We start from the raw sequence: 25418 nt of genomic DNA on the forward strand, positions 1-25418 counted from the left end.
CGCGAAGACGGCGCGGTCAGGCGACGGCTTCGTCTTCAAGGGACAGGCTGACCGGCTCGGTGGGTACGCTGCTGACGTCGTAGTGCAGAAAGGCGATCAGGCACTGGATGCCGATGATGATGGGCAGTGCCGCGAGCATGACGGTTCCGCTGGTGGCCGGGTGGCTGGTACTGCTGCTGACGACCCAGCGCCAGAGACCAAAGAAGGTGCCTAGCAGCACGAGCAGCGTGCCACTCAGGCTGTACAGCGTTCCCACGTTGAAGTCGCGCACCAGATAGTTGTAGACATAGCGCCGCCACAGTCGCGAGGCGTGCTTGCGCAGGAATTCGGGCAGCACCTTGCCTATCTTGAGGTTGGATTCCTCATCGGCATAGACCGAATCCATGGGCACGTCCTTGACGACGGCGCGCACGGTGTTCAGGCGGAACAGCATGTCGGTCTCGAAGAAATAGCGGCTCTCCAGCTTGTCCAGCGGCAGTTCAGCCAGCACGCAGGTGCGTACGGCCGTGTAGCCGTTGGTGGGGTCCATCACGTTCCAGTAGCCGCAGCTGAGCTTGGTCATGAAGGACAGCACGGCATTGCCGAACAGGCGTACCGGAGGCATGTCCTGTACCGACTCAGGCCGGTAGAAGCGGTTGCCCTTGGTGTAGTCGGCCTGGTGGCGCAGCAGGGGACGCACGAACAGCGGCAGCAGCGAGGGGTCCATCTGGCCGTCGCCATCGATCTTCACCACGATGTCCATGCCGTCGGCAATCGCCGCCTTGTAGGCCGTGACGATGGCGCCGCCCACGCCCCGGTTCTCGGGGTTGTAGAGCACGCGCACGCGTGGGTCCGTGTTGTTCTCCTCGATGAAGCGTCCGCTGCCGGCAGGGCAGGCGTCGTCCACGGCATAGATGGCCTCTACCTCGGGACCGATGGCATTGATGACACCGAGCACGTGCTGGGTGACCTTGTAGCAGGGGATGGCGACGGCAATGCGCATGGTCGTGGACATGGAGCTCAGGATGCGTGGGCGGTGATGGTAATGCCGGCGAGGATCAGGGCGCCGCCGATCAGCGTGGGAATGCGGATGGGCTCACCCAGGAACAGCCAGCCCAGGCACGGTACGATCACGAATGCCAGTCCCATGAAGGGATAGGCCAGATGCAGCGGCGCATGGCGCAGCACCCAGATCCAGACCAGGGTCGTGATGCCGTAGAGGGCGAGTGCGGTGATGAGCCAACCGTTGAACACCCAATGCTGCCAGGTGGCGGCATCCGGTATGGATTGCGCGGCTTTCTTGAAAAGCATCTGTCCTAGCGATATGCCCAGGACGCACAGGATGGTGATGCTGGTGAGGAACGGAGTCATGTAGTGGATTGGACGAGGGCGTCAGCGAGGTTCGTGGCGGTAGTAGGGGTCGATGGGCACGCCTTGCTGTATCAACGCGCGAGCGGCTTCGGGAAGCGTGGACCTTAGCAGTTCCGCTCCAGACCAGGTGATGATGGCGTCCTTGGGGCAGTGGAAGGTAATGATCAGCTTGCCTGGTCCTGCCGGGCGAAGATGGTCGTTTCCGTGGAGGGCGTAGGTGTGGGCTTTCCCATCGGGGCGCAGCCGCAGGGCGGTATCGGGCTCATACCAGTCGTTCGACTGATAGGCGTTGGAGACCTGTACGGCGGCTTTGCGGCAGGTGCGGGCTTCTTCTCCCTGCAGCTCGATGGCGAAGCGCGCTCGCCAGATGGCATCCATGGTGCGATGCGGGGAAAGGATGCCGGGCTCCTTGATTTCCAGCGGTATGACCAGGGCGGCCGGGCTGGTGGTCAGCTTCCACCGGCCCTCGCCGAGGTCCGTGGCATCCTGGGACTGAAGGGCGCCCATGGCGGTGCGGTCCAGTGCCATCTCCACAGGGCCGGGCCGATACGGGTCCATGCCCCAGGTTTCGTGCCGGGCCGCGTAGCGTGCGAGCGCAGGCGGCAGCAGTGCGAGCACCAGCACGATGGCCACCTTGCGCGGCAGCCATTGCGCCAGCTGGCGCAGACCCCTGGCTGCAGAGCCGGAGGATGTGGCCAGCGCGGCAGGTTTTTGCAGCAGGATGGCGCATGCCACACCGCACAGCAGCATCAGCCAGGGTTCCAGGAAAAAGAGGTTGTAGCGCGTGTTGTAGAGCACAGGCGCCAGTTGCGCCGCCATGGCCAGCACCAGCAAGAGCAGTGTCAGCAGGATGGTGAGCCGTTCCGGCTCGTGCCCTGGAGGGCCGGGCAGCCGCAGGCGTTCGCCCTTGGGGCGTCGCCGCGCCTGGAGAGCGAGCGAGATGGCGGCAAAGCCGATGGCAAGCCACTCGAACACCCGCAAAGCGCGCAGTTTGCGCAGGAACTGCAGTTCGGGCGTGCTGTAGATCAGCCAAGCCTTGATTTTGTGGGCGAAGAAAACTGCGTTGTCCGCCAGCGATGTGTTCCTGATGATTTCCAGGCCTACACGTGCGTTGATGCGGTCTGACTCGTAGGCCAGGGGGTTGGCAGTGGCCATGTCTGAGGCGATCTGCGGGACAAGCGAGGCGTCATAGCCAAAGCCCGAGTAGATGGGTTCCAGCCCCATCTTGGTGGGGCTCACGCCGTACAGCAGGCCTGAGCCGGCGCCCGTTCCCAGCGCCCAGACGCCAAAGCATGTCCCGTTCTTGATGATGACGGCAGCGGGCAGCAGGATTGCGGCCAGCAGGGCCGCGCAGAGGCGGCGATCAATGACGCGTGACAGACAACACAGGGTGTTGCCGAGCGCCGGGCCACGCCATGTGGCGTATGCGGTCAGCACCAGTGCAGCGATCAGGGCTGCCAGTGTGAAGATCTGCAGAACAGGGCGTGACAGCAGGGTGATGGTGAGGCCGAGGGCGAACACGCCCAGCAGCATGCGAGGCCGCGGCCCTCCCAGCGCGTATTCAATGCCAGCCGTCATGCACAGCATCAGGCCGAAGAGGTAGATCGTTTCTGTCAGCACCTGCGGGATGAAGGACATCAGGTCCGGGTAGTAGACCAGAAGGCTGGTCGCAATCACCCCGGCCCACAGGCCGCCCAGTCGAGTAGCGCAGCGCCACATCATCAGCACGCATGCCAGGAAGAGTATGGAGTTGGCCAGTTCTATGCGAGCATGGTCAGCTCCCCATACGGCGGCCCAGACGTAGCCCAGCGGGGCGACGTAGTAGCTGGCGGGGTCGGTGGTCAGGAAGGTCCAGGGGTCTTCAAGCAGCCTGCGCGCGTTCGGCAGATAGGTCCAATTGGCATCCCCGTTGATTTCGGCATCTGCCGGAGGGAAATAGCGGATCAGCTGTTTGGTGGCTGCGTGCAGAATCCAGGCCAGCCAAGCAGCCGTCCACAGGCAAGGAGTATGTTCGGCGATCTTTTTCCAACGCGTCACTGCTTGGCCTCTTGTTTCTGGCGTCCCAGCCAGCGGCCTGCGCTGGCGTCATAAAGCCCCAACTCGGAAAAGCGTGCACGGGTGCCCACAGTGCATTCAAAGCGCAATTGCAGCTGGCGGCTGGGCAGGGGCATCAGAACCTGATTCAGTCCCCAGGAAAAATCGGTATCGCCCTTCCATGCCTGCAGTCGTATGTGGTGGACACGCTCTTGTCCCTGATGGTCTGTGTTGACCAGCCATGCATGTTTGCAGCAGCCTTGCATTTCGCTGATGCCCAGACGCAGGAGCATGGTCCCCTCCAGTTCCGGGAATGTGCTTTGCCAGGTGATTGAGAATTTTCCTGTGCTTGCCACCGCAGTTGTCTCCTGGAGCGGGGATTGGTCAAAGCCGCTGAAGGTGATTTCCAGAGGTTCCGCGGACTGCAGGCGCTGTGGCTGCATGACATCCAGCCTGGGCAGAGGCGCGGGGCTCTGGCGCTGATGCCATGCAGCTCCCAGCACAGCCAGCAGCACAACGCAAGCTCCCACCGGAGCCAGTATTTTCCGGCGGGATGAGTTCCACAGGGCTCCGATCCCCGCTGCTGCCAGCAAAGTCAGGCCCGTATCCAGTGCGCTAATGCTGTAGCGTGGGTTGTAAAGGACGGGAATCAGCACGGTCCACTGATAGAGCATGGCGCCTGACAGCAGCCAGATGATGGGCCGACGTCTGCCTACCCATGTCGCGAATATCGCCAGCACGAGCAGGACCACGCGCCAGATCCGTTCGGAGTAGTTGCGCAGGTGGCTTTTGCTGAAAAAGAGAAGTGAGCCTGCCTTTTCTGCATACAGCGGAATCAACGTGGATGCCGGAAGGGTAGAGACCATGTCCCGTGCGGCCTTGACAAGCTTGGCATTCCCCTCAAGGCTCAGGTGATTCACGAAGCCCGTGACTGTCACGTTGTCGTGCATGAGTCCGAAATGGTGGGGCTCCTGCCCTCGCAGCATGGCATTGCTTCCGAAATAAAGGGCTCCTCCGGCTCCTGTGGCGATCATTGGTTTTTTGAAAGTGTGCGCATTGAGGGCCATGTAGCTGCCCACACATGCCAGGGCGATCAGATGTGCTGCCAGCAGGCCTTGCCACGGAAGACTTTTCCGCCAGCGGGGAACGCATGCGACCACGCACAGCACAAGAAGGGCGGCCGGAATCCAGTACATGTAGGTGGCACGTGTCAGGGTCGCAAGACCGAGGGCAAGTCCTGCGGTGACAGGAGCTGCTCTTGACAGCGTGCGGCTGGCATTTGCGTCTAGGCAGCAGGTGCAAGACCATAGCCAGAGTGCAACCAGGAAGAGGAAAGGCGGCTCTGCCATAGGCCAGACGCTGAGCACGACCAGCGTGGGGGACACTGCACAGAACCATGCTGCTGCTGCAGCCGCGGCGGGGCCTGCGATGCGACGGCCGGCATCGAAGAGAAGGATCAAGGTAGTCAGTGCCAGTGCAAGATTCCAGCACTTGAGAGTCACCAGATCCGCGCCCGCGAAGGCCATGTAGACGAAGACTCCTGGAGCCGTCTGAAGCACGTCGGGGCTTTTCCAGAGAAGCCAGGGGTTCTCCAGGAGGCGCCTGGCCAATGGCAAGTAGGTGTACTCCGTGTCGAACGGCAGGTAAGGGTCCAGCAGGACGGGGAGGGCGCGCACCGCATAGACGAGCAGGGGCAGCACCAGCCCCAGGACCGTCCATCGCAGTGTGTAGGTTTGTCGTTGGTGGGCAGAAAGCATGGATAGCAAATGGTCCTGGCGCATCGTGCGCCTGTCTTGCGGTGTACCTGGTACAGCACGCTCCAGGGACTATCCCTCCGTGCTTCGGCAGTGGGCGGTTTGCGCAATGCGCAGGCGTACGCCTCAAGGCTGGCCGGCCCGAGAACTGGACCAGCGATTCTAGCGTTGCTGTCTACTGCGCAATCCGGTTCAAGATGTACGGGTGCCGACCGGTGTTCTTCCCCTGCCTGAATTCAGTGCCCACTGGAGGATGGCCTATCAGGCCTGCCCGTGGGCAATCATCAGTATCTCAGTGGTTTATTTTATATATTTGCTGACATGCCATGGTCAGTGCCACAAGTACGGCGGCAGAGAAACATAAAAAATAGACTGGATATCTTGAAATGAGAGATGTCGGTTGATTGTGGTAGTCGTGACGAATTTTCAGGAAAGGTCGCTCTACAGATATATATGAGAAGAAGGAAATGAAAAGGATGGGTGGCCACGTGTACAAAATTGTGGCAATCAGCCTGTTCTCCACAGTAAGTCCATGCGGCAGATTCGACATGGCGAAGATGTCAAGAATGATGGTGTGCCATAGGTACATGCTGTAACTTATTGTGCCTATGAGAATCATGAAACGATTGCCAAACAGACTGCTTGCAATTTTGCTGGGTGAGGCCGCTCCGTAGATAAGTGAGGCTGCCAGCAGCGCGACTACAGTCTGGAAGAAATAGTAGAACGGATCACGTTTTTCGAACATGTTCCCGCGATGGCCAATCACCGCGATGAAAACAATGAAGCCCAGTATGCTCAGGAGGGTGATGATGTTGCCCTGGCGAGCGGATGCCGGTTTGTTGAGAAAAAGGTGAGCGCAGAGAATCCCTATGGAAAACTGATCGACGCGTCCGAGAAATGAGAAGAGATATGCCCCCTTGGGTTGAAATAATGAAGTGTTGAGTATGGAAACTCTGAATGCAATTGTCAGAAGAACAAGAGAAATGAAAAAAGCGCGGAAGGATTTGCAGCGAAATGCAATCACAAGAAGAAATGGCAGCACGACATAAAAATGTGCCTCCACTGGCAGAGACCAAAATGCTCCCCTCAGAGCAGGTGTTCCAAAGAAAATGTTTCCGAGAAGAACGTGTTGGGCCATCTCTGTCGGGGTTGGTATTTTCCCCAGGCCATACATAAGTATGTAAAGAAGCACCAGCAGTGTGAAATAAAATGCTGGAAGAAGACGTAGTGCCCTGCGTTTGTAGAACATCAAAGTTCTTTCCCAGAAAGGCGTGCTCTCCATATTTTTAAGGAAAGGCATCGACAGCAGAAAGCCAGAAAGCACGAAGAAGATGTCAACGCCCCACTCACCCATGCGAATGTTTCGCGTGATCCCTACTTCGATGCTTGTAAACGGAATAGTGAGGTTGATGCTGTTGCCTCCGCTGATGGACCAGGTGTGCAGGAGCAGAACCCACAGCACCGCCAAGCCTCTTATTCCAGTCAAATTGTCAAGATAGAGACCCGACGTGGTCTTTTTTTCCAGTTCCAAAAATTGCTTGAGGCTCATGGATTGGTAAGCATGATAATTATTTGTCTGGCGAGATGCCCGGGCAACGGCGTCCCATTGATCATGGATCTGGGCCGTTTTTTTTGAGGTGAAGGCGCATTGTAGGGGCGTGTCAGATAAATGACAAAAGACATCATCTGGTTTGATGTCGCATGCCAAGACAATGGTGTTCTGTTAGCGCGGGTTGCCCGACGCCCTCCTGGCAAGAAAAGCCGGATAGAGTTTTTGCGGTCAAGTCAGGGGGAGTAAAAAGCTGCCCATTCCTGCGCTGCTGGTTGCAGAGCAGTGTGTGCCAACTCCTTTTTCCTGGGCTACGGTCTCGTCAATCTGTCAACCGCGTACATCGGGAGTCAGGTCCGGAACCGCGTTGAAAAGGCATTCAGAGCCTCGGCCTTGACGTCTGAGGCTCTGAATGCTTCGGTGATGCGGAAAGTGGCTGCAACGGTAGGCGAAATGTCCGTTGCGGTGCCATTGCACGGTGTTCAAACTTCAGCATGACAGGCCGACGCCAGGAGTTCACCTATACCAACTGTGCGCCCGCCAATGTCAGTCGATCTGCATGCGGCAGTCTTCAGAAGGCCGCACAGTGGTTGCAGTGCATTCTTGCGTGTGGATCTTCAGTTAATTGGCCTGCAACGCCAACCCCGCATGCTCGCGCAGCGGATGAAAGTGAATCTTCGGAAACCGCTCCTGCGCCAGCCGCACGTCATAGGGCGAGGTGCACAGATAGGCCAGCGTGTCGGCCGCATCGCGCGCCATGCGCAGCGGGTAGGCGTTCTCGAATTCACGCAGTTCGCCCGGCGTGTCGGCCGTGATCCAGCGGGCGGCCGTGTACTGGCAGCCTTCTAGGCGGATGTCGCAGTCGTATTCGGTGTTCAGGCGGTGCTGCACCACTTCGAACTGCAGCTGGCCCACGGCGCCCAGCAGCATGTTGCCGCCGGCTTCGGGTTTGAAGACCTGGATGGCGCCTTCCTCGCCCAGCTGCATCAGGCCCTGCTGCAGCTGTTTGGTGCGCAGCGGGTTCTTGAGCACCACGGTCATGAACATTTCAGGGGCGAAGAAGGGCAGGCCCGTGAATTGCAGGCTCGCGCCGTCGGTGATGGTGTCGCCCAACTGCACGCCACCATGCGTGGTGAAGCCGATGATGTCGCCCGCATAGGCTTCTTCGACGGCTTCGCGGCGCTGGCTCATGAAGGTCACGACCGAGGTGGGGCGCAGTTCCTTGGCGGTGCGCTGCACCTTCATCTTCATGCCGGGTGTGTACTTGCCCGAGGCCACGCGCACGAAGGCGATTCGGTCGCGATGGTTGGCGTCCATGTTGGCCTGGACCTTGAAGACCACGCCGGAGAAGCCTTCGTCCTCGGGGTGGATGATCTTTTCCACAGGCTGCTTGTTGACCAGCAGCGAGCTTTTGCGGGGGCCGGGCGGGGGCGACATGTCGACCACGGCATCCAGCACTTCCATGACACCGAAGTTGTTCACGCCGGAGCCGAAGAAGACCGGCGTGAGCTTGCCGGCCAGGAAGGCCTCATGGTCCCAGGGGGCCGAGGCGCCCTGGGCCAGTTCCATGCTGTCGAGCGCGTCGTCAAAGGCCTGCCCGAAGCGCGCGCGCAGCTTGTCGGCCTCGGCCAGGGGGATGGCCTCGAAGTCCTGGGGGCGGCGTTCGCTGCCAGGCTGGAACACCGTCATGGTCTGGGTGAGCAGGTTGATGATGCCGCCAAACTGCTTGCCCTGGCCCACGGGCCAGGTGACGGGGGAGCAGGGCATGCCCAGCTCGCGCTCCACTTCGTCAAGAATGTCCAGCGGATCGCGCACTTCGCGGTCCATCTTGTTGACGAAGGTGATGATGGGCGTGTCGCGCTGGCGGCAGACCTCGATCAGGCGGCGGGTCTGCGATTCCACGCCGTTGGCGGCGTCGATCACCATCAGCGCCGAGTCCACGGCCGTGAGCACGCGGTAGGTGTCTTCCGAGAAGTCCTTGTGGCCCGGGGTGTCGAGCAGATTGACCACATGGTCGCGGTAGCTCATCTGCATGACCGAGCTGGCCACCGAGATGCCGCGCTGCTTTTCGATTTCCATCCAGTCGGAGGTGGCGTGGCGGCTGGCCTTGCGGCCCTTGACGGCGCCCGCGATCTGGATCGCGCCCGAGAACAGCAGCAGCTTCTCGGTCAGCGTGGTCTTGCCCGCGTCGGGGTGGGAAATGATGGCAAAAGTCCGGCGGCGCCGGGTTTCAGAGGCGTATGACACAGTATTGAGAGCGCAGAGGCAGGGCGGTGCCTGCCAGGAAAGGGAGACGTAATGTCTGTCGCGGGCGGCCATTGGGACATGGAGCCAAGCGAGGCCGCAAATGGCCGCCATTCTACTTTCGCACCGGGAATATCGGCGAACAGGGATGTAAGTCGTGTCCCTGGTTTCTTGATGCCGTCTTGATACGGCACGTCGCAATCTCAATCCGCTTTTGACAGCCCCGGCCCTAGAGTTTTCCCCATCGCAACAACAGGTGCCGCCATGCGGCGCCGATGCGGGAGAAATCCCTATGACCCTGACCGAAATCACCGGATGGCTGGGCGCCCTGGGCGCCCTGGCTGTGTTTGTCTACCTCGGATACGCATTGCTGCGGCCCGAACAGTTCTGAGGTGGCGCAGATGCAAGACCTGATCTTTATCGCCCTGAGCCTGGGCTGCTTCGGGGGCCTGCTGGCCTTCGTGGCGGCGCTGGGCCGGATTTGACTGCCTGAAAGGAGACCTCCATGTGGTTGACCTGGATGGAATATGCACTGGTGCTGCTGCTGATGACGGCGCTGGCCGTGCCCATGGGGCAGTGGCTGGCACGCTGCTTCACGAGTGAGCACCATGCCTGGATCGAGCGGCTGAGCTTTCGCGCTCTGGGCGTGAACCCGGCCGAGCGCATGGGCTGGCAGCGCTACGGGCTGGCGCTGCTGCTGTCCAACGGCGCCATGCTGCTGCTGGGCTATGCGCTGCTGCGCCTGCAGGGCTGGATGCCGCTCAATGCGCTGAGCAATGCGGCGCAGACACCGGACCTGGCCTTCAACACGGCCGTGTCCTTTGTGACCAATACCAACTGGCAGGCGTATTCGGGCGAGAGCAGCCTGTCCAACGCCACGCAGATGGTGGCCATCACCTTCATGATGTTCGCTGGCGCGACCACGGGCGTGGTCGCCGCGGCGGGTGTCATCCGCGGCCTGGCGCGCTCCAGTGCCTCGGACCTGGGCAACTACTGGGTGGACTATGTGCGCATGCTCTGGCGCGTGATGCTGCCGCTGAGCTTTGTGGTGGCCCTGGTCTATGTGTGGCAGGGTGTGCCTCAGACGCTGGATGGCCAGGTCTGGGCGACGACGCTGGAAGGCGCTCGCCAGCAGATTCTTCTCGGCCCCGTGGCCAGCCTGGAGAGCATCAAGCACATCGGCACCAACGGTGGCGGCTTCTTCGGCATGAATGCGGCCCATCCGTTCGAGAACCCCACGCCGCTGACCAACGCATTCCACATCCTGGGCATGCTGCTGATCCCGTCGGCGCTGACCTATGCGCTTGGCTCCATGCTGCTGCGCCGTCGCCAGGGCTGGGTGCTGTTCGGCGCCTGCCTGGTGATGTTCGTTGGCTTTCTGGCGCTGGTGTTCACGGCCGAGCAGGCCGGCAATCCGCTGCTCACGGCCGCAGGTGCCGACCAGCAGATCAGCGCCACCCAGCCGGGCGGCAACATGGAGGGCAAGGAGCTGCGCTTCGGCATCGCCGATACGGCGCTGTTCGTGACCACGACCACGGCCGCGACCACGGGCTCGGTCAATGCCATGCATGACTCGCTGACGCCCCTGGGCGGGCTGGTGCCGCTGGCGCAGATGATGCTCAACTGTGTGTTCGGCGGCGACGGCGTGGGCCTGATCAACCTGCTGCAGTACGCCATCCTCACGGTCTTCCTGGCCGGCATGATGATCGGCCGCACGCCCGAGTTCCTGGGCAAGAAGATCGAGGCGCGAGAGATCAAGCTGGTGATGCTGGCCGTGATGGCGCACCCGATCTCCATCCTGGGCTTCACGGCGTTGGCTGCGGTCTGGCCCGACACCATGGCCAGTCTGACCAACCGGGGGCCGCACGGCTTCTCGGAGGTGCTCTATGCCTATGCCTCGGGCACGGCCAACAACGGTTCGGCCTTTGCGGGCCTGAATGCGAACACGCCGTTCTTCAACACCACCATCGGCCTGGCCATGCTGGCTGGCCGCTATCTGACACTGCTGCCCATGCTGGCCCTGGCCGGCAGCCTGGCGGCCAAGCCCACCGTGCCTGCGGGGCCGGGCACCTTCCCGACGGCCACGCCGCTGTTCATGGGCTTGCTGGTCTTCGTGGTGGTAGTGGTCAGTGGACTGACCTTCCTGCCTTCGCTGGCCCTGGGCCCTGTGGTCGAGCAACTGCAGATGCTGTCAGGACAGGTCTATCCCTGAACACCCCTGAGCCCGTTTTTTTCCTGGCCGCCTGCTGTGCCTGACACAGCAGCGCGGCGGAGGTTTCCGAAATGCAAGTTCAAACACACACTTCCGGCCCGTTGCCGGTGCTGCGCACCGATGCGCAGGTTCCATCCCAGACCGATGCCGGCGGGCTGCGCTCGCTGTTCGGCCCCAGCCTGCGGTCGGCGCTGTTCGTCGCCGTGGTCACGGGCCTGGCGTATCCGCTGGTCACCACGCTCGTGGCCCAGGCCGCGTTTCCCAAGGCCGCCAATGGCAGCCTGATCACGCGCCAGGGCTCGGTCGTGGGCTCGGCCCTGATCGGGCAGGAGTTCGCTTCGCCCCGTTATTTCCAGGGTCGGCCCAGCGCCACCACGGCGCCGGATCCCGACAAGGCCGATGCCACGGTGGCCGCGCCCTACAACGCCGCGCTGTCGGCTGCCACCAACCAGGGGTCGACCCACGCGGCGCTCAAGGAGTCCGTGGCGGCGCGCGTGGCGGCCTACCGCGAACTCAATGGTCTGGCGGCAGATGCCGCTGTACCTGTGGATGCCGTGACGGCCTCGGCCTCCGGCCTGGATCCGCACATCTCTGTGGCCAATGCCGAGCTGCAGCTGTCGCGCGTGGCACGCGAGCGCCAGCTGCCTGTGGCCAAGGTCCAGGAACTGCTGCGCCAGCAGATGCAGCCGCGCGTTCTGGGCCTGCTGGGTGAGCCGCGCGTGAACGTGCTGCAGTTGAATCTGGCGCTGGACGATCTCTCGGCCGCGACGCTGCAGCCTGCGGCAGCCAATGCCGCCAAGGAGTAAGCCATGTCGCGCAAAACTGCTTTGTCCCTGTTCGATCCTTCGCTGGTGCGCCAGGCGCTGGGTGACTCCATCCGCAAGCTGGCACCGAGCGCGCAATGGCGCAACCCGGTGATGTTCGTGGTCTATCTGGGCGCCATCTTCACCAGCCTGCTCTGGGCCCAGGCCCTGGCGGGCGAGGGCGAGGCGCCTGCGGGCTTCATCCTGGCCATTGCGCTGTGGCTGTGGTTCACCGTGCTGTTCGCCAATTTTGCGGAGGCGCTGGCCGAGGGGCGCAGCCGCGCCCAGGCCGCGAGCCTGCGCAGCATGAAGCGCAGCACGGTCGCCAAGAAGCTGGAGCAGGCCAGCTACCAAAGCCGCTGGCATCCCGTGGGTGCGGAAGAACTGCGCTCGGGCATGTGGGTGCTGGTCGAGGCCGGCGACACCATACCGCTGGACGGCACGGTGATCGAGGGCGTGGCCTCGGTGGACGAGAGCGCCATCACCGGCGAATCGGCCCCCGTGATCCGCGAGGCCGGCGGCGACTTCTCTTCGGTCACCGGCGGCACGCGCGTGCTGTCGGACTGGCTGGTGGTGCAGATCACCGTGAACCCCGGCGAGTCCTTCCTGGACCGCATGATCTCCATGGTGGAGTCGGCCCGCCGCCACAAGACGCCCAACGAACTGGCGCTGACCATCTTGCTGGTCGGACTGACGCTGCTGTTCCTGCTGGTCATCGTCACGCTGCGGCCCTATTCGGCCTTTGCGGTGGAGCTGACGGGCAGCGGGCAGGTCGTGGGACTGACGGTGCTGGTCGCCCTGCTGGTGTGCCTGATCCCGACCACCATCGGCGGCCTGCTGTCGGCCATTGGCGTGGCAGGCATGAGCCGCATGATGCAGGCCAACGTGATCGCCACTTCGGGCCGCGCCGTGGAGGCGGCCGGCGACGTGGACGTGCTGCTGCTGGACAAGACCGGCACCATCACGCTGGGCAACCGCCAGGCCAGCGAATTCCTGCCCGCTCCCGGCGTGACGGCCGCGCAGCTGGTCGATGCGGCGCAGCTGGCATCACTGGCCGACGAGACACCCGAGGGCCGCAGCGTGGTCGTGCTGGCCAAGGAAATGCATGGCCTGCGCGAGCGTGACCTGGCAACCCTGCATGCCGTCTTCGTGCCCTTCACGGCCCAGACGCGCATGAGCGGCGTGGACATGCCGCAGCCCGACGGCGGCACGCGCAGCCTGCGCAAGGGCGCGGCCGACGCCGTGCGCCGCCACGTCGAAGCCATGGGCGGCAAGTTCCCGCCCGCCATGCTCAAGGTGGTGGAGGATGTCTCGCGGCGCGGCAGCACGCCGCTGGTGGTGGCCGATGGCGCCCGCGTGCTGGGCGTGATCGAGCTCAAGGACGTGGTCAAGCACGGCATACGCGAACGCTTTGCCGAGCTGCGCCGCATGGGCATCAAGACCGTGATGATCACGGGCGACAATCCGCTCACGGCCGCCGCCATTGCGGCCGAGGCCGGCGTGGACGACTACCTTGCCGAAGCCACGCCCGAGGACAAGCTGCGCCTGATCCGCGAACACCAAGCCGCCGGCCGGCTGGTGGCCATGACCGGCGACGGCACCAATGACGCACCCGCACTGGCCCAGGCCGACGTGGCCGTGGCCATGAACAGCGGCACCCAGGCGGCCAAGGAAGCCGGCAACATGGTGGACCTGGACAGCAACCCGACCAAGCTCATCGAGGTCGTGGAGACCGGCAAGCAGATGCTGATGACGCGCGGTGCGCTGACCACCTTCAGCGTGGCCAACGACGTGGCCAAGTACTTCGCCATCATCCCGGCCGCCTTCGTGGGCACGTATCCGCAGCTGTCGGCGCTCAATGTCATGGGACTGGCCAGCCCGGGCTCGGCCATCCTGAGCGCCGTGATCTTCAACGCGCTGATCATCATCGTCCTGATACCGCTGGCTTTGCGTGGCGTGCCCTACCACGCCATCGGCGCCTCGGCCCTGCTGCGGCGCAACCTGCTGGTCTACGGGCTGGGGGGCCTGGTCGTCCCCTTCATCGGCATCAAGCTGATCGACATGCTGCTGGTGGCTTTCGGCCTGGCCTGATCTTTGGCGGCAAGCCTGCCCGCCCGGGCAGGCACCGCCTTGCTTTCTCTGTACAAAAACCAAGATGAAATCCGTTTCTTCCATGACGGCCGCTTGTGCCGTCCCCCGTTTCTTCCCCCGTGCCTCGCTGGCTGCACTGTTGTCGCTGGCGGCTGCGTCCTGCCATGCCCAGGCCGAGACCTCTCCCGTCAACGCTGCCAGTGCCGATGCCCAGCAATCGCCCGCACCCGCCTACGCGCTCACCGGCAGCGTGGCGCTGCTCAGCGACTACCGTTTCCGTGGCATCTCGCAAAGCTGGATGGGGCCGGCGCTGCAAGGCGGGCTGGAGCTGTCGCTGCCGCGCGGCGCCTACCTGGGCGTGTCCGGCTCCAGCGTGTCGCGCCACAGCTATCTGGACGGCCGCGCGCTGGAGCTTGACCTGTACGGCGGCTGGCGCACCGAGCTGCTGCCGGGCTGGACGGGCGACATCGGCCTGCTGCACTACAACTACCCCGGCGCGCGCGTGCCCCGCGGGGATGGCAGCGGCGGCGTGCGCTACGACACCACCGAGGCCTATCTGGGCGTCACCCACGGCGGCTTCAGCGCCAAATGGTCGCTGGCGCTGACGCCTTACTTCGGCCTGCGCGACAGCACGGCGGCCACGGCCTTTGCCGAGGCACTTCCCGGCAGCGGCAGCTCACGCGGCAGCAGCTATCTGGACCTGAACTACCAGCATCCGCTGGGCGACTGGGCGGTGCTGGGCCTGCATGCCGGCCACACGCAGGTGCGCAACTACAGCGAACTGTCGTACGCCGACTGGCGCGTCTCGCTGGCCCGCAGCTGGGGGCCATGGACGGCCACGCTGGCCTGGGCCGGCACCTCGGCCGACACGCGCTACTACCGCGCGGCCAATGCGGCAGGCCAGATGCAAAGCCTGGGCCGCAGCGGCTGGGTGCTGTCGCTGTCGGCGGCGTTCTAGTGTGGGAGCACGCTCTGGTGCTAGGCTGAGAACCATGCCCATTTCGTCCTCTGCCGAGCCGGCGCCGCCCGGTCTGCCGCGCCCCGATCCCGACGCCCTGGTCGCGCGCCTGCGCCATGAGCGGGCGCAGGAGGGGCGGGGCAAGCTGCGCATCTACTTCGGATCGAATGCAGGCGTGGGCAAGACCTACGCCATGCTGGCCGCCGCCCAGCGCGAACGCCAGGGGGGCCGCGAGGTTCTGGTGGGACTCGTGGAAACCCATGGCCGCAAGGAAACGGCGCAGCAGCTGCATGGCCTGGAGCAACTGCCGCTGCGCGAGCTGCCGCACCAGGGACGGACGCTGCGCGAGTTCGACCTGGATGCGGCGCTCGCGCGGCGTCCGCGCGTGCTGCTGCTCGATGAACTGGCGCACAGCAATGCGCCAGGCTCACGCCATCCCAAGCGCTGGCAGGACGTGCAGGAGTTGCTGGACGCAGGCATCGATGTCTGGACCACGATCAACGTGCAGCACCTGGAAAGCCTGAACGACGTGGTGGGCGGCATCGTCGGCATCACGGTGCGCGAGACCGTGCCCGACCAGATCTTCGACGATGCCGACGAGGTCATCGTCGTCGACATCTCGCCCGACGAGCTGCTGCGCCGCTTGAAGGACGGCAAGGTCTACATGATGGAGCAGGCCGAGCGGGCCTCGCGCAACTTCTTCAGGCGCGGCAACCTGCTGGCGCTGCGCGAGCTGGCACTGCGCCGCACGGCCGACCGCGTGGACGAGGACATGCGCGACTACCGGCGCGAGCGCTCCATAGGCACGGTCTGGCCTGCGCGTGAGCGCCTGCTGGTGGCCGTGGCAGGGCACGCGGGCGACGACGCCCTGGTGCGCCAGGTGGTGCGCATGGCACGCCGGCTGGATGCTGGCTGGATGGTGGTGTACGTGGACGCGCCCCAGCGCCAGCACCGCCCACGCAGCGTGCAGGCCGCCGTGCTCAAGACCCTGGCCCTGGCCGCACGCCTGGGGGCCGAGACGGCCACGCTGCCGGGCGCCGATGTGGCCGAGGCCCTGGTTGCCTTCGCGCGCGAGCGCAACGCCAGCCGCCTGGTGCTGGCCCAGCCGCCGCGCCCGGCATGGTCGCCCTGGCGCTGGTGGGGCCGCAGCCTGCCCGACCGCATCGTCCAGCTGCATCCCGACATCGACGTGCTGGTGCTCTCCGGGGGCTCCAGCGCGGCCCGGACCGAGGCCGCGCCTGCCGCACCGCTGCGGCGCAGGCCGCTGCCCTGGAAGGGCTATGCCGGCGTGACCCTGGCCTGCTTGACCGCCACGGTGCTGGCCGAGCAGCTGCTGCGCATCTTCGACCCGGCCAACGTGGTGATGCTGTTCCTGCTCATCGTCGTGCTGTCTTCGTTGCGCTGGGGGCGTGGCCCGGGCGCCTGGGCGGCGCTGCTGTCGGTACTGTGCTTCGACTTTTTCTTTGTGCCCCCGCGCGGATCCTTCCATGTCAACGACACGCAGTACCTGTTCACCTTCGTGCTGATGCTGGGCGTGGCCCTGGTCTGCGGCCAGCTCATGGCGCGGCTGCGCCACGAGGCGCGCGTGGCGGCCGAGCGCGAGCGGCGCGCGGGCGCCCTGGCGCGGCTGGCGCGCGACCTTTCGGGCGCGCTCACGCAGGAGCAGGTGGTGGAGATTGCGCTGAGCACGGTCTCGGGCGTGTTCGACGCCCAGGCCGGGCTGCTGTTGCCCGATGCCGACGAGCGCCTGCGCCCCGCCGGCGGCGGCTCCTGCCCCATGGACGACAGCATTGCGCGCTGGGCCATGGACCACGGCCAGCAGGCCGGCCAGGGCACGGACACGCTGCCGGCCGCGCCGGCCCGCTACGTGCCGCTGGCGGCGCCCGTGCGCATGCGGGGCGTACTGGTGCTGCAACTGCGTGCGCCCCAGCGCCTGGAGGTGCCCGAGGAGCAGCGCCTGCTGGAGGCCTGTGCCAGCCAGGTGGCGCTGGCGCTGGAGCGTCAGCACTTCGTGGCCGTGGCCCAGCAGACCCAGATCGCCATGGAGGGCGAGCGCATGCGCAACACCTTGCTGTCGGCCGTCTCGCACGACCTGCGCACGCCGCTGACCACCATCCTGGGCGCGGCCGAGGCCGCGCAGCGCCATGTGCCGCCGGGCGGCGCAGCCGACATGCTGGAGCAGGTCCGCATCCAGGCCCAGGCCATGCAGCGACTGGTGGAGAACCTGCTGGACATGGCGCGCCTGCAGCAAGGCGGCGTGCACCTGCAGCGCGAATGGCTGCCGCTGGATGAAGTGGTCGGCAGCGCGCTGCGCCAGATGCGCGCGCGCCTGCACGAGCATCCCGTGAGCACCGACGTGCCCGCCAGCCTGCCGCTGCTGCAGCTCGATGCCGTGCTCATGGAGCGCGTGCTGGTCAACCTGCTGGACAACGCCGCCAAGTACACGCCGGCCGGCACGCCGCTGACCATCCACGCACGCGAACAGGACGGCGAAGTGCTTGTGGCCGTGCAGGATGGCGGGCCCGGCCTGCCGCCACACCTGCCCGTGGAGACGCTGTTCGAGCCCTTCACGCGCGGCACGGCCGAGTCCACCGTCTCGGGCATAGGTCTGGGGCTGGCGCTGGTGCGCAGCATTGTCGAGGCCCATGGCGGGCGCATCGAGGCCGCTGCCGCGCGCCCAGGCCCCGGCACCGTGTTCACGCTGCGCTTTCCGGTGCCGGAGCAGCCATTGCTCGATTAGAGTCTTGCGCCATGAGCACGCCCACCAACCGCATCCTGATGATCGAGGACGACCCCGGCATCCGCCGCTTCGTGCGCCTGGTGCTGGAGGACGAGGGCTGGCAGGTCTTCGAGGCCGACAGCGCGCGCCGGGGCCTGATCGAGGCGGCGAGCCGCCAGCCCGATCTGGTCATCCTCGACCTGGGCCTGCCGGATGCCGACGGCAAGCAGGTTCTCACCGAGCTGCGCGGATGGTCCTCCGTGCCCGTGCTCGTGCTTTCCGCGCGCGAGCGCGAGGACGAGAAGGTGGCCGCCCTGGACGCCGGCGCAGACGATTACCTGGTCAAGCCTTTCGGTGTGCCCGAGCTGCTGGCCCGGCTGCGCGTGATGCTGCGCCGCCGCCAGCAACTGGGGGCCGCAGGCGGCGCAGTTGCATCCAGCCAGGTGCACTTCGGCCAGGTGCAGGTGGACCTGGCCACGCACGAGGTGCGGCGTGCGGGCCAGCCGGTGCACCTCACGCCCATCGAATTCCGCCTGCTGGCGGCGCTGATCGCCGCCCAGGGCCGTGTGATGACCCACCGCCAGCTGCTGCTGCAGGTCTGGGGACCCGAATACCTGGGCCGTGCCCATTACCTGCGCGTGCACATGGCCAATCTGCGCCAGAAGATCGAGGACGAGCCGGCCCAGCCGCGCCACCTGGTGACCGAGCTGCAGGTGGGCTACCGGCTTGTGGGGCTGGGCGGTGAGGCATCCCCGGGATCGGTATAATCAGCGCCTCTCCGAGGAGCGTTGCAGCAGGCCCATTCACCAGATGCGGTCTGCGAGGCTCGGAGTCATACCTGCAACGACGCTCGCCCACGCTTTCTGTGCGGTGAGCTTTTTTTCGTCTCCCGCAGAACGTGGTTTTTCATTCATCTTTTGGAGAAAACCATGAACGCTGCTGTTCGTCCCGTTTCCGCCGACACGGCCATCGCTGACATTTCCCTCGCCGCCTGGGGCCGCAAGGAAATCCTGATCGCCGAAACCGAAATGCCCGGCCTGATGGCCACGCGCGAGGAATTCGCCGCGGCACAGCCGCTCAAGGGCGCGCGCATCGCCGGCTCGCTGCACATGACCATCCAGACGGCCGTGCTGATCGAGACGCTCAAGGCCCTGGGCGCCGACGTGCGCTGGGCCTCGTGCAACATTTTCTCGACGCAGGACCATGCCGCCGCCGCCATCGCCGCCACGGGCACGCCCGTGTTCGCCATCAAGGGTGAATCGCTGGCCGACTACTGGGACTACACCCACCGCATCTTTGAATTCGGCGCCGCCGGTACCGAAGGCGAAGGCCCCAACATGATCCTGGACGACGGCGGCGATGCCACCATGCTGCTGCACCTGGGCATGCGCGCCGAAAAGGACCTGTCCGTGCTGGACAACCCCGCCTCCGAGGAAGAGAAGATCGCCTTCGCCGCCATCCGCGCCAAGCTGGCCCAGGACCCCACCTGGTACACGCGCAAGAGCGCCCACATCATCGGCGTGACCGAAGAGACCACCACCGGCGTGCACCGCCTCAACGAGATGTCGGCCAAGGGCACGCTGAAGTTCCGCGCCATCAACGTCAACGACTCCGTCACCAAGAGCAAGTTCGACAACCTCTACGGCTGCCGCGAATCGCTGGTGGACGGCATCAAGCGCGCCACCGACGTGATGATCGCCGGCAAGGTCGCCGTGGTGGCCGGCTACGGCGACGTGGGCAAGGGCTGCGCCCAGGCGCTGCGCGCGCTGTCGGCCCAGGTCTGGGTCACCGAGATCGATCCCATCAACGCCCTGCAGGCGGCCATGGAAGGCTACAAGGTCGTGACCATGGAGTGGGCGGCAGACAAGGCCGACATCTTCGTGACCACCACCGGCAACCGCGACATCATCCGCCACGAGCACATGGTGGCCATGAAGAACGAAGCCATCGTCTGCAACATCGGCCACTTCGACAACGAGATCGACGTCGCCTCCATCGAGCAGTACCAGTGGGAAGAGATCAAGCCCCAGGTGGACCACATCACCTTCCCTGACGGCAAGAAGATCATCCTGCTGGCCAAGGGCCGCCTGGTGAACCTGGGCTGCGCCACCGGCCACCCCAGCTTCGTGATGAGCGCCTCGTTCGCCAACCAGACCATCGCCCAGATCGAGCTGTTCACCAAGCCCGATGCCTACGAGGTCGGCAAGGTCTACGTGCTGCCCAAGATCCTGGACGAGAAGGTTGCCCGCCTGCACCTGAAGAAGGTTGGCGCCATGCTGACCGAGCTGACGGACGGCCAGGCTGCCTATATCGGCGTGAGCAAGCAGGGTCCCTACAAGCCCGAAACTTATAGGTATTAAGCACCCCCTGAGGCGCTGACGCGCCTTCCCCCTCTCTACCCGCTTCGCGGGGGAGGGGGACGACGCCCTCGCTGCGGGGCGGCCCTTGCTTGGCGTCCCTGAGTTGGGTCGCGCCGGTTTCGGGCATTAGTCAACTGAGATTTCCTGGAGCGACGCTATGCGCGCAGATGTATTTTTGGTGGAAGCCGGCCATGCGGCCACGCGCTCGCAGGCGCAGCGGCTGATTGCGGGTGGCGTGCAGTGGCGCATGACGCCGTTGACGCCGTGGAAGAAGGTCGCCAAGAACGGCGACGAGATTCCCGCAGGTGCCGAGCTGCAGTTGCTGGACGGGGCCGAGGCCCGGTTCATCTCGCGCGGCGGGCTGAAGCTGGAAGGCGCGCTGGCGGCCACCAAGCTGTCGGTGGACGGCCTGCGCTGCCTGGACGTGGGCCAGAGCACGGGCGGTTTCACCGACTGCCTGCTGCAGGCAGGCGCCGCCCAGGTCATCGGCGTGGACGTGGGCCATGGCCAGCTGCATGACCGGCTGCGCTCGGATGCGCGCGTGATCTGCGTCGAAGGCGTCAATGCCCGCGCGGTGACGGCCGAGGGCCTGCAGGAGGCCTGCGAGGAAGTGCTGTCCGAACGCTGGGAAGAAGATCCCGACGACAACGACACCCAGCCCGTGGCGCCCTATGCCTGGATGCGCAACGGCGGCGTGGTCGACGAGGACTACGACGACAGCGACGACGCCAAGGAAAACGAGATCGAGGCCTTCAAGGCCGAGCGCGCGGCCAAGGGCAAGGCGCGCGATGAGGGCACGGTGGCCACGCAGCGCCGCCGCCGCGCCGAGTTTGCCGACGTGGACATCACGCCGCAGTTCGACTTCGTCACGGGCGATCTGTCCTTCATCTCTCTGACCCTGGTGCTGCCGGCCGTCACGCGCCTGCTCAAGCCGCATGGCCAGCTGCTGATGCTGGTCAAACCGCAGTTCGAGCTGCAGCCGGGCCAGGTCGGCAAGGGCGGCATCGTGCGCGATGCGGCCCTGTTCACCGAGGTGGAGCAGCGCATCCGCACCTGCCTGGGCGAGCTGGGCCTGGAGGTCAAGGGCTGGATGGAGTCGGCCATCGAAGGCGGCGACGGCAACCGCGAATTCTTCGTGCATGCCCAGCAGGCGGCCGTGGTGAAGGAGCCAGAGCAGCCTGAAACGCAGGACGACGACGAGCCCCGCTCGGCCGTGAAGGCCGCTCCTAAGCCGGCCGCGCCTAAGCGCGTGTCCCGCACCGTGCTGCGCGAGCAGCGCAACGAGCGTGTGATCGACACCAGTACCGAGTTCGGCGTGCCCGGTCCGGGCCGCGCCAAGCTGCGCAAACGCAACGAATGAAACACTGAGCAGCGAGTCTTACATGAGCTTTCCGATCAGCTTCGAGTTCTTCCCGACCAAGACGCCCGAGGGCGCGACCAAGCATGTGCAGGTGCGCAAGAACCTCTATGCGCGCAAGCCCCAGTTCTGCTCCGTCACCTATGGCGCGGGCGGCTCCACGCAGACGGGCACCTTCGCCATGGTGCGTGACATCCAGAACGAAGGCGTCAGCGCGGCATCGCATTTCTCCTGCGTGGGCGCCACGCACGACAAGGTGCGCGCCGAACTGCAGGAGCTGAAGGCCATGGGCGTGCGCCGCATCGTCGCGCTGCGCGGCGACCTGCCCAGCGGCTATGGCCTGGGTGGCGAATTCCAGTACGCCAGCGATCTCGTGGAATTCATCCGCCGCGAGTTCGGCGACTGGTTCCACATCGAGGTGGCGGCCTACCCGGAGGTCCATCCGCAGGCGAAATCCCCACAGTCCGATCTGGATGCGTTTGCGGCTAAAGTGCGCGCTGGCGCGGATTCCGCGATCACCCAATATTTCTACAATGCCGACGCCTACTGCCGTTTCGTTGATGCGGCGCGCGGCATGGGGCTTGATGCACCGGTTGTTCCCGGCATCATGCCCATCACCAGCTCTACGCAGCTGATGCGCTTCTCGGACGCCTGCGGCGCCGAGATCCCGCGCTGGATCCGCCTGCGTCTGCAGGCTTACGGAGATGACACGGCGTCCATTCGCGCCTTCGGCCTCGATGTCGTGTCCCGTCTATGCGAGCAGTTGCGCAGCCAGGGCGCTCCCGGGCTGCACTTCTATACGATGAACCAGAGCGTCGCCACGCTGGAAATCTGCGATCGATTGGGCCTTTGAGCGCGCAGCCACTGCGCCGGCCCCGGGCGACCCTCTAGAACTTGGGAACGGTCAGGCGTTCCCTGGAGGTTTTTGCCCATGGATCGTGGTTTTCGACGCCTGCACTGGCGCTGGCTGGCCATGTGCGCCATCACCGCCACCCTGGCCGGCTGCGCGCCGGCTCCCGTGGCACAAAGCGATGCCGAGTCCGGCGCCCTGACCGCAGGTGCGGCGGCAATGGATGAAGGCCAGACGCCAGCGGCCGTGCCCTCGGCCGGCAAGCGCGGTGGCCGCACATCGCGGGCCGCGCAGCCGGCCAGCAAATCCCCGGATGCCAAGCCCTCCGAGTCGGCCTCGCCCGAAGACAGTGCCGAGGCTCCCTCCAATCCCGACTTCGCCCTCGTGCCCTCGCGCGACAGCGACCAGCAAGGCCTAGCCTCCTGGTATGGCCCGGGCCTGCATGGCCGGCTGACCGCCAGCGGCGAGCGTTTCGACAAGGAAGAATTGACGGCCGCGCACCGCAGCTTTGCCTTCGGCAGCCGCGTCTGCGTGCGCAGCGCCGCCACGGGCAAGACAGTGGTGGTGCGCATCAACGACCGCGGGCCGTTTGCGCCTGGCCGCGTGATCGATCTGAGCCAGGCCGCAGCGCAGGAGCTGGGCATGGTCGGCCTGGGCATCAAGCCCGTGGAGCTGTGGCAGCTCGACGATGGTGAGCAGGAATGCCCCGAAACCCTGGTCACGGCCAGGAAGGCCAAGTCCATCGAGAAGACGCAGCAGGCCAAGGCACAGGCACAGACAACACAGGCACGGACCCGGGTTCAGGCCAAGGCGCCGGTGCGTCCGCGTGTCCAGGCCAAGGCGCCTGCCCCCAGGCCCAATGCACGCACGGCCGTGGCCAGCCGTGCCGTCCCTGCCGCCAAGCCGGTGGCGAAGGCTGCGGCGCCCGCCGCTGCCTCGTCCACCGCAGTGGCCTCTGCGGCCTCGAACGCGCGCTGAACGGGCTCAGCCGCCGGATTCGAGCGTGAAGGCCGCGTTCTCGTCCTGACCGAGCAGCTTGACCAGCTGCGGCATGGCCGGCTTGAGCTGTTCCTTGAGATTGAACGGCGGATTGATCAGGAACATGCCGCTGGCCGGCAGGCCGCCGCGCTCCGAGGTCTTGTTGCTCTTGACCGTGAGCTCCACATGCAGCCAGCTCCTGCCGGCCTTGGTGGTCATGGTCTTCAGGCGGCGCGGCAGATCGTGCGCCTCGGGGCGCGGGATGATCGGATACCAGAACGCATACGTGCCTGTGGCAAAGCGCTTGAGGCTGTCGGCCGCCATGTCCAGCACCTTGGCGTAGTCGCTCTTGAGCTCGTAGCTGGGGTCGCACAGCACCAGGGCTCGGCGCGACGGCGGCGGCAGGAATTTCTTGATGCCCTCGAAGCCGTCCTCGTGCAGCACGGCCACCTGGCGGCCGGCTTCGAGCTGGGCAATGTTGCCGGCCAGCGAGCGCATGTCGGTGGGATGCAGCTCGAAGACCTTGAGCTTGTCGCGCTCCTGCACGCGCAGCAGGGACTGGATGATGAACGGCGAGCCCGGATAGTTGCGCAGCTGCGCTCCCTGGTTGAAGGAACGCACCGAGGCGATGTAGGCCTGCAGCACCGGGGCCAGCTCGGACTCCTTGGCCTGGGCCAGGCGCAGGATGCCGTCTGCGGCCTCGCCGCTCTTGTTGGCATAGTCGCCATCCAGACGGTACAGGCCGGCGCCGGCGTGCGTGTCCAGCACCGTAAGGGCGGCCTCCTTCTGGAGGAGGTATTGCAGGGTGGCGATCAGCACGGTGTGCTTGAGCACATCGGCATGGTTGCCTGCATGGAAGGCGTGGCGGTAACTGAACATAGGCGTGATGGTAACCAGCCGCGCTGGCGGGTGGACACCCATGGCGGCTGCAAGGTTGCCCGGCGCTGGCGCCTCGCGGCGAGGGCTGCCGGGGACTTGCGGATCGGGGGGATGGTGCGGTTGCGCCAGTTTTGTATAATGGCGGGCTTCGCAGCGATTTTATGGGTCCCGCGGCGAAGTTTACATCCCCGCCTAAGAGGCTTCCTTTTTGAAGAAGCACCGACCGCGGAAAAGGGCCCGCCAAACCTTTCTTGAAAGAGAAAACTCATGTCTACATTCAGCGCAAAGCCCGCTGAGGTGCAACACGAGTGGTTTGTGATTGACGCCACCGATAAGGTGCTCGGACGTGTCGCCAGCGAAGTGGCACTCCGTCTGCGCGGCAAGCACAAGGCCATTTACACACCTCACGTTGACACCGGCGACTTCATCGTCATCATCAACGCCTCCAAGCTCAAGGTCACCGGCACCAAGAACCTGGACAAGGTGTACTACCGCCACTCTGGTTTCCCCGGCGGCATCACTGCCACCAACTTCCGCGACATGCAGGCCAAGTTCCCCGGCCGCGCTCTGGAAAAGGCCGTCAAGGGCATGCTGCCCAAGGGTCCCCTGGGCTACGCAATGATCAAGAAGCTCAAGGTGTACGGCGGTGCTGAGCATCCCCACACCGCCCAGCAGCCCAAGGCTCTGGAAATCTAAGGAGACCTAGATGATTGGTGATTGGAACAATGGCACCGGCCGTCGCAAATCCAGCGTCGCACGCGTGTTCCTGAAGAAGGGCTCCGGCAAGATTACCGTGAATGGCAAGGACATTCAGGAATACTTTGGCCGCGAAACTTCGATCATGATCGCAAAGCAGCCCCTGGCTCTGACGAGCAACCTGGAAGCTTTCGACATTCAAGTGAACGTCCACGGTGGTGGTGAATCCGGCCAGGCCGGCGCTACCCGCCACGGCATCACCCGCGCCCTGATCGACTATGACGCAGCGCTCAAGCCCGTCCTGAGCCAAGCCGGCTTCGTGACGCGTGACGCTCGTGAAGTCGAACGTAAGAAGGTCGGCCTGCGCTCCGCACGCCGCGCCAAGCAGTTCTCCAAGCGTTAATCCGCTGGCACTGCAGGAAAGTCCCCCGGGGCTTTCCCCAGAAAAAAACCGCCTTTGCCGGCGGTTTTTTTCTGGGCGATGCAAACCTTTCTCATTCAGTGGGCAATGCCCCCACTTGCACTGTCGTCAAGCCGGCAGCCCCGGGAATTCCCGAGCCCTTTGCTGTACCATTCGGGCCAAT

The 25418-nt window shown here is 64.8% G+C and carries 20 protein-coding genes and 1 riboswitch; of the genes, 13 read left to right on the forward strand and 7 right to left on the reverse strand.

Annotated elements, in window-relative coordinates; genetic code table 11:
- Positions 1–16: 16 nt before the first annotated feature.
- The 6 genes from G4D77_RS19900 to G4D77_RS19925 form a co-directional block, all read right to left on the reverse strand.
- Positions 17–994 (reverse strand): glycosyltransferase, encoded by a 978-nt coding sequence (locus G4D77_RS19900; RefSeq protein ID WP_154833378.1) that lies wholly within the window; start codon positions 992–994, stop codon positions 17–19.
- A gap of 5 nt (positions 995–999) precedes the next feature.
- Positions 1000–1350, reverse strand: a complete 351-nt coding sequence (locus G4D77_RS19905; protein ID WP_017407606.1) for an EamA family transporter — start codon at positions 1348–1350, stop codon at positions 1000–1002.
- A 21-nt stretch (positions 1351–1371) separates the two neighbouring features.
- Positions 1372–3387, reverse strand: coding sequence for a hypothetical protein (locus tag G4D77_RS19910; RefSeq protein ID WP_154833380.1), 2016 nt, complete (start codon positions 3385–3387; stop codon positions 1372–1374).
- A complete protein-coding gene (locus G4D77_RS19915) occupies positions 3384–5141 on the reverse strand; it encodes a glycosyltransferase family 39 protein (RefSeq protein WP_193726190.1) in 1758 nt (585 codons plus the stop codon). The genes G4D77_RS19910 and G4D77_RS19915 overlap by 4 nt, the downstream gene beginning before the upstream one ends.
- 289 nt (positions 5142–5430) lie before the next feature.
- On the reverse strand, positions 5431–6846 hold the full coding sequence (locus tag G4D77_RS19920) for an acyltransferase family protein (RefSeq protein WP_154833384.1): 1416 nt from the start codon (positions 6844–6846) through the stop codon (positions 5431–5433).
- 462 nt (positions 6847–7308) lie between these two features.
- The gene (locus tag G4D77_RS19925) at positions 7309–8934 is read right to left on the reverse strand and encodes a peptide chain release factor 3 (RefSeq protein WP_154833386.1); all 1626 of its coding nucleotides are present in this window, start codon (positions 8932–8934) and stop codon (positions 7309–7311) included.
- Between the two features lie 289 nt (positions 8935–9223).
- On the opposite strand from G4D77_RS19925, the gene G4D77_RS19930 reads away from it, so the two are divergent.
- The 11 genes from G4D77_RS19930 to G4D77_RS19980 all read left to right on the forward strand — a co-directional run bounded on the left by G4D77_RS19930 (position 9224) and on the right by G4D77_RS19980 (position 23259).
- Entirely contained in the window at positions 9224–9322 is a 99-nt protein-coding gene (locus G4D77_RS19930; protein ID WP_013800438.1) for a potassium-transporting ATPase subunit F, read from the forward strand.
- A gap of 114 nt (positions 9323–9436) precedes the next feature.
- A complete protein-coding gene (gene kdpA, locus G4D77_RS19935; RefSeq protein WP_213757727.1) occupies positions 9437–11143 on the forward strand; it encodes a potassium-transporting ATPase subunit KdpA in 1707 nt (568 codons plus the stop codon).
- 71 nt (positions 11144–11214) lie between these two features.
- Complete coding sequence (kdpC, locus tag G4D77_RS19940) at positions 11215–11949, forward strand: potassium-transporting ATPase subunit KdpC (RefSeq protein ID WP_154833388.1); 735 nt, start codon at positions 11215–11217, stop codon at positions 11947–11949.
- Between the two features lie 3 nt (positions 11950–11952).
- Positions 11953–14037: a potassium-transporting ATPase subunit KdpB gene (gene kdpB, locus G4D77_RS19945; protein WP_016452759.1), complete on the forward strand. Its 2085-nt coding sequence runs from the start codon at positions 11953–11955 to the stop codon at positions 14035–14037.
- 82 nt (positions 14038–14119) lie between these two features.
- Positions 14120–14995 carry a TorF family putative porin gene (locus G4D77_RS19950; RefSeq protein ID WP_016448466.1) on the forward strand — a complete coding sequence of 292 codons (876 nt, stop codon included), beginning with the start codon at positions 14120–14122 and terminating at the stop codon, positions 14993–14995.
- A gap of 34 nt (positions 14996–15029) precedes the next feature.
- Complete coding sequence (locus tag G4D77_RS19955; protein ID WP_213757728.1) at positions 15030–17735, forward strand: DUF4118 domain-containing protein; 2706 nt, start codon at positions 15030–15032, stop codon at positions 17733–17735.
- 11 nt (positions 17736–17746) lie between these two features.
- A complete protein-coding gene (locus G4D77_RS19960; protein ID WP_016448464.1) occupies positions 17747–18481 on the forward strand; it encodes a response regulator in 735 nt (244 codons plus the stop codon).
- Positions 18482–18488: 7 nt separating this feature from the next.
- Positions 18489–18573, forward strand: a riboswitch (S-adenosyl-L-homocysteine riboswitch).
- Between the two features lie 70 nt (positions 18574–18643).
- A complete protein-coding gene (gene ahcY, locus G4D77_RS19965) occupies positions 18644–20074 on the forward strand; it encodes an adenosylhomocysteinase (protein WP_016448463.1) in 1431 nt (476 codons plus the stop codon).
- 157 nt (positions 20075–20231) lie between these two features.
- A complete protein-coding gene (locus G4D77_RS19970) occupies positions 20232–21434 on the forward strand; it encodes a TlyA family RNA methyltransferase (RefSeq protein ID WP_016452756.1) in 1203 nt (400 codons plus the stop codon).
- A gap of 22 nt (positions 21435–21456) precedes the next feature.
- Complete coding sequence (metF, locus tag G4D77_RS19975; protein WP_016448461.1) at positions 21457–22284, forward strand: methylenetetrahydrofolate reductase [NAD(P)H]; 828 nt, start codon at positions 21457–21459, stop codon at positions 22282–22284.
- Positions 22285–22362: 78 nt separating this feature from the next.
- The gene (locus tag G4D77_RS19980; RefSeq protein WP_047218458.1) at positions 22363–23259 is read left to right on the forward strand and encodes a septal ring lytic transglycosylase RlpA family protein; all 897 of its coding nucleotides are present in this window, start codon (positions 22363–22365) and stop codon (positions 23257–23259) included.
- Positions 23260–23265: 6 nt separating this feature from the next.
- Here the strand turns inward: G4D77_RS19980 and G4D77_RS19985 are convergent, their stop codons facing one another.
- Positions 23266–24138 (reverse strand): 23S rRNA (adenine(2030)-N(6))-methyltransferase RlmJ, encoded by an 873-nt coding sequence (locus tag G4D77_RS19985; protein WP_017406717.1) that lies wholly within the window; start codon positions 24136–24138, stop codon positions 23266–23268.
- A gap of 267 nt (positions 24139–24405) precedes the next feature.
- Between G4D77_RS19985 and rplM the strand changes: the two genes are divergently transcribed.
- Complete coding sequence (rplM, locus tag G4D77_RS19990; RefSeq protein WP_012207711.1) at positions 24406–24834, forward strand: 50S ribosomal protein L13; 429 nt, start codon at positions 24406–24408, stop codon at positions 24832–24834.
- A 10-nt stretch (positions 24835–24844) separates the two neighbouring features.
- The gene (gene rpsI / locus G4D77_RS19995) at positions 24845–25237 is read left to right on the forward strand and encodes a 30S ribosomal protein S9 (RefSeq protein ID WP_012207710.1); all 393 of its coding nucleotides are present in this window, start codon (positions 24845–24847) and stop codon (positions 25235–25237) included.
- The last annotated feature ends 181 nt before the right edge of the window (positions 25238–25418 follow it).

Source organism: Delftia sp. WY8 (genome assembly GCF_018437695.1).
Taxonomy (GTDB): domain Bacteria; phylum Pseudomonadota; class Gammaproteobacteria; order Burkholderiales; family Burkholderiaceae_C; genus Comamonas; species Comamonas tsuruhatensis.

Excerpts from the sequence above, each read along its gene's own strand:
- G4D77_RS19900 (WP_154833378.1), bottom strand. The coding sequence starts at position 994 with ATGTCCACGACCATGCGCATTGCCGTCGCCATCCCCTGCTACAAGGTC.
- G4D77_RS19905 (WP_017407606.1), bottom strand. The coding sequence starts at position 1,350 with ATGACTCCGTTCCTCACCAGCATCACCATCCTGTGCGTCCTGGGCATA.
- G4D77_RS19915 (WP_193726190.1), bottom strand. The coding sequence starts at position 5,141 with ATGCTTTCTGCCCACCAACGACAAACCTACACACTGCGATGGACGGTC.
- G4D77_RS19930 (WP_013800438.1), top strand. The coding sequence starts at position 9,224 with ATGACCCTGACCGAAATCACCGGATGGCTGGGCGCCCTGGGCGCCCTG.
- kdpA (WP_213757727.1), top strand. The coding sequence starts at position 9,437 with ATGTGGTTGACCTGGATGGAATATGCACTGGTGCTGCTGCTGATGACG.
- kdpC (WP_154833388.1), top strand. The coding sequence starts at position 11,215 with ATGCAAGTTCAAACACACACTTCCGGCCCGTTGCCGGTGCTGCGCACC.
- kdpB (WP_016452759.1), top strand. The coding sequence starts at position 11,953 with ATGTCGCGCAAAACTGCTTTGTCCCTGTTCGATCCTTCGCTGGTGCGC.
- G4D77_RS19950 (WP_016448466.1), top strand. The coding sequence starts at position 14,120 with ATGACGGCCGCTTGTGCCGTCCCCCGTTTCTTCCCCCGTGCCTCGCTG.
- G4D77_RS19955 (WP_213757728.1), top strand. The coding sequence starts at position 15,030 with ATGCCCATTTCGTCCTCTGCCGAGCCGGCGCCGCCCGGTCTGCCGCGC.
- G4D77_RS19960 (WP_016448464.1), top strand. The coding sequence starts at position 17,747 with ATGAGCACGCCCACCAACCGCATCCTGATGATCGAGGACGACCCCGGC.
- ahcY (WP_016448463.1), top strand. The coding sequence starts at position 18,644 with ATGAACGCTGCTGTTCGTCCCGTTTCCGCCGACACGGCCATCGCTGAC.
- G4D77_RS19970 (WP_016452756.1), top strand. The coding sequence starts at position 20,232 with ATGCGCGCAGATGTATTTTTGGTGGAAGCCGGCCATGCGGCCACGCGC.
- metF (WP_016448461.1), top strand. The coding sequence starts at position 21,457 with ATGAGCTTTCCGATCAGCTTCGAGTTCTTCCCGACCAAGACGCCCGAG.
- G4D77_RS19980 (WP_047218458.1), top strand. The coding sequence starts at position 22,363 with ATGGATCGTGGTTTTCGACGCCTGCACTGGCGCTGGCTGGCCATGTGC.
- G4D77_RS19985 (WP_017406717.1), bottom strand. The coding sequence starts at position 24,138 with ATGTTCAGTTACCGCCACGCCTTCCATGCAGGCAACCATGCCGATGTG.
- rplM (WP_012207711.1), top strand. The coding sequence starts at position 24,406 with ATGTCTACATTCAGCGCAAAGCCCGCTGAGGTGCAACACGAGTGGTTT.
- rpsI (WP_012207710.1), top strand. The coding sequence starts at position 24,845 with ATGATTGGTGATTGGAACAATGGCACCGGCCGTCGCAAATCCAGCGTC.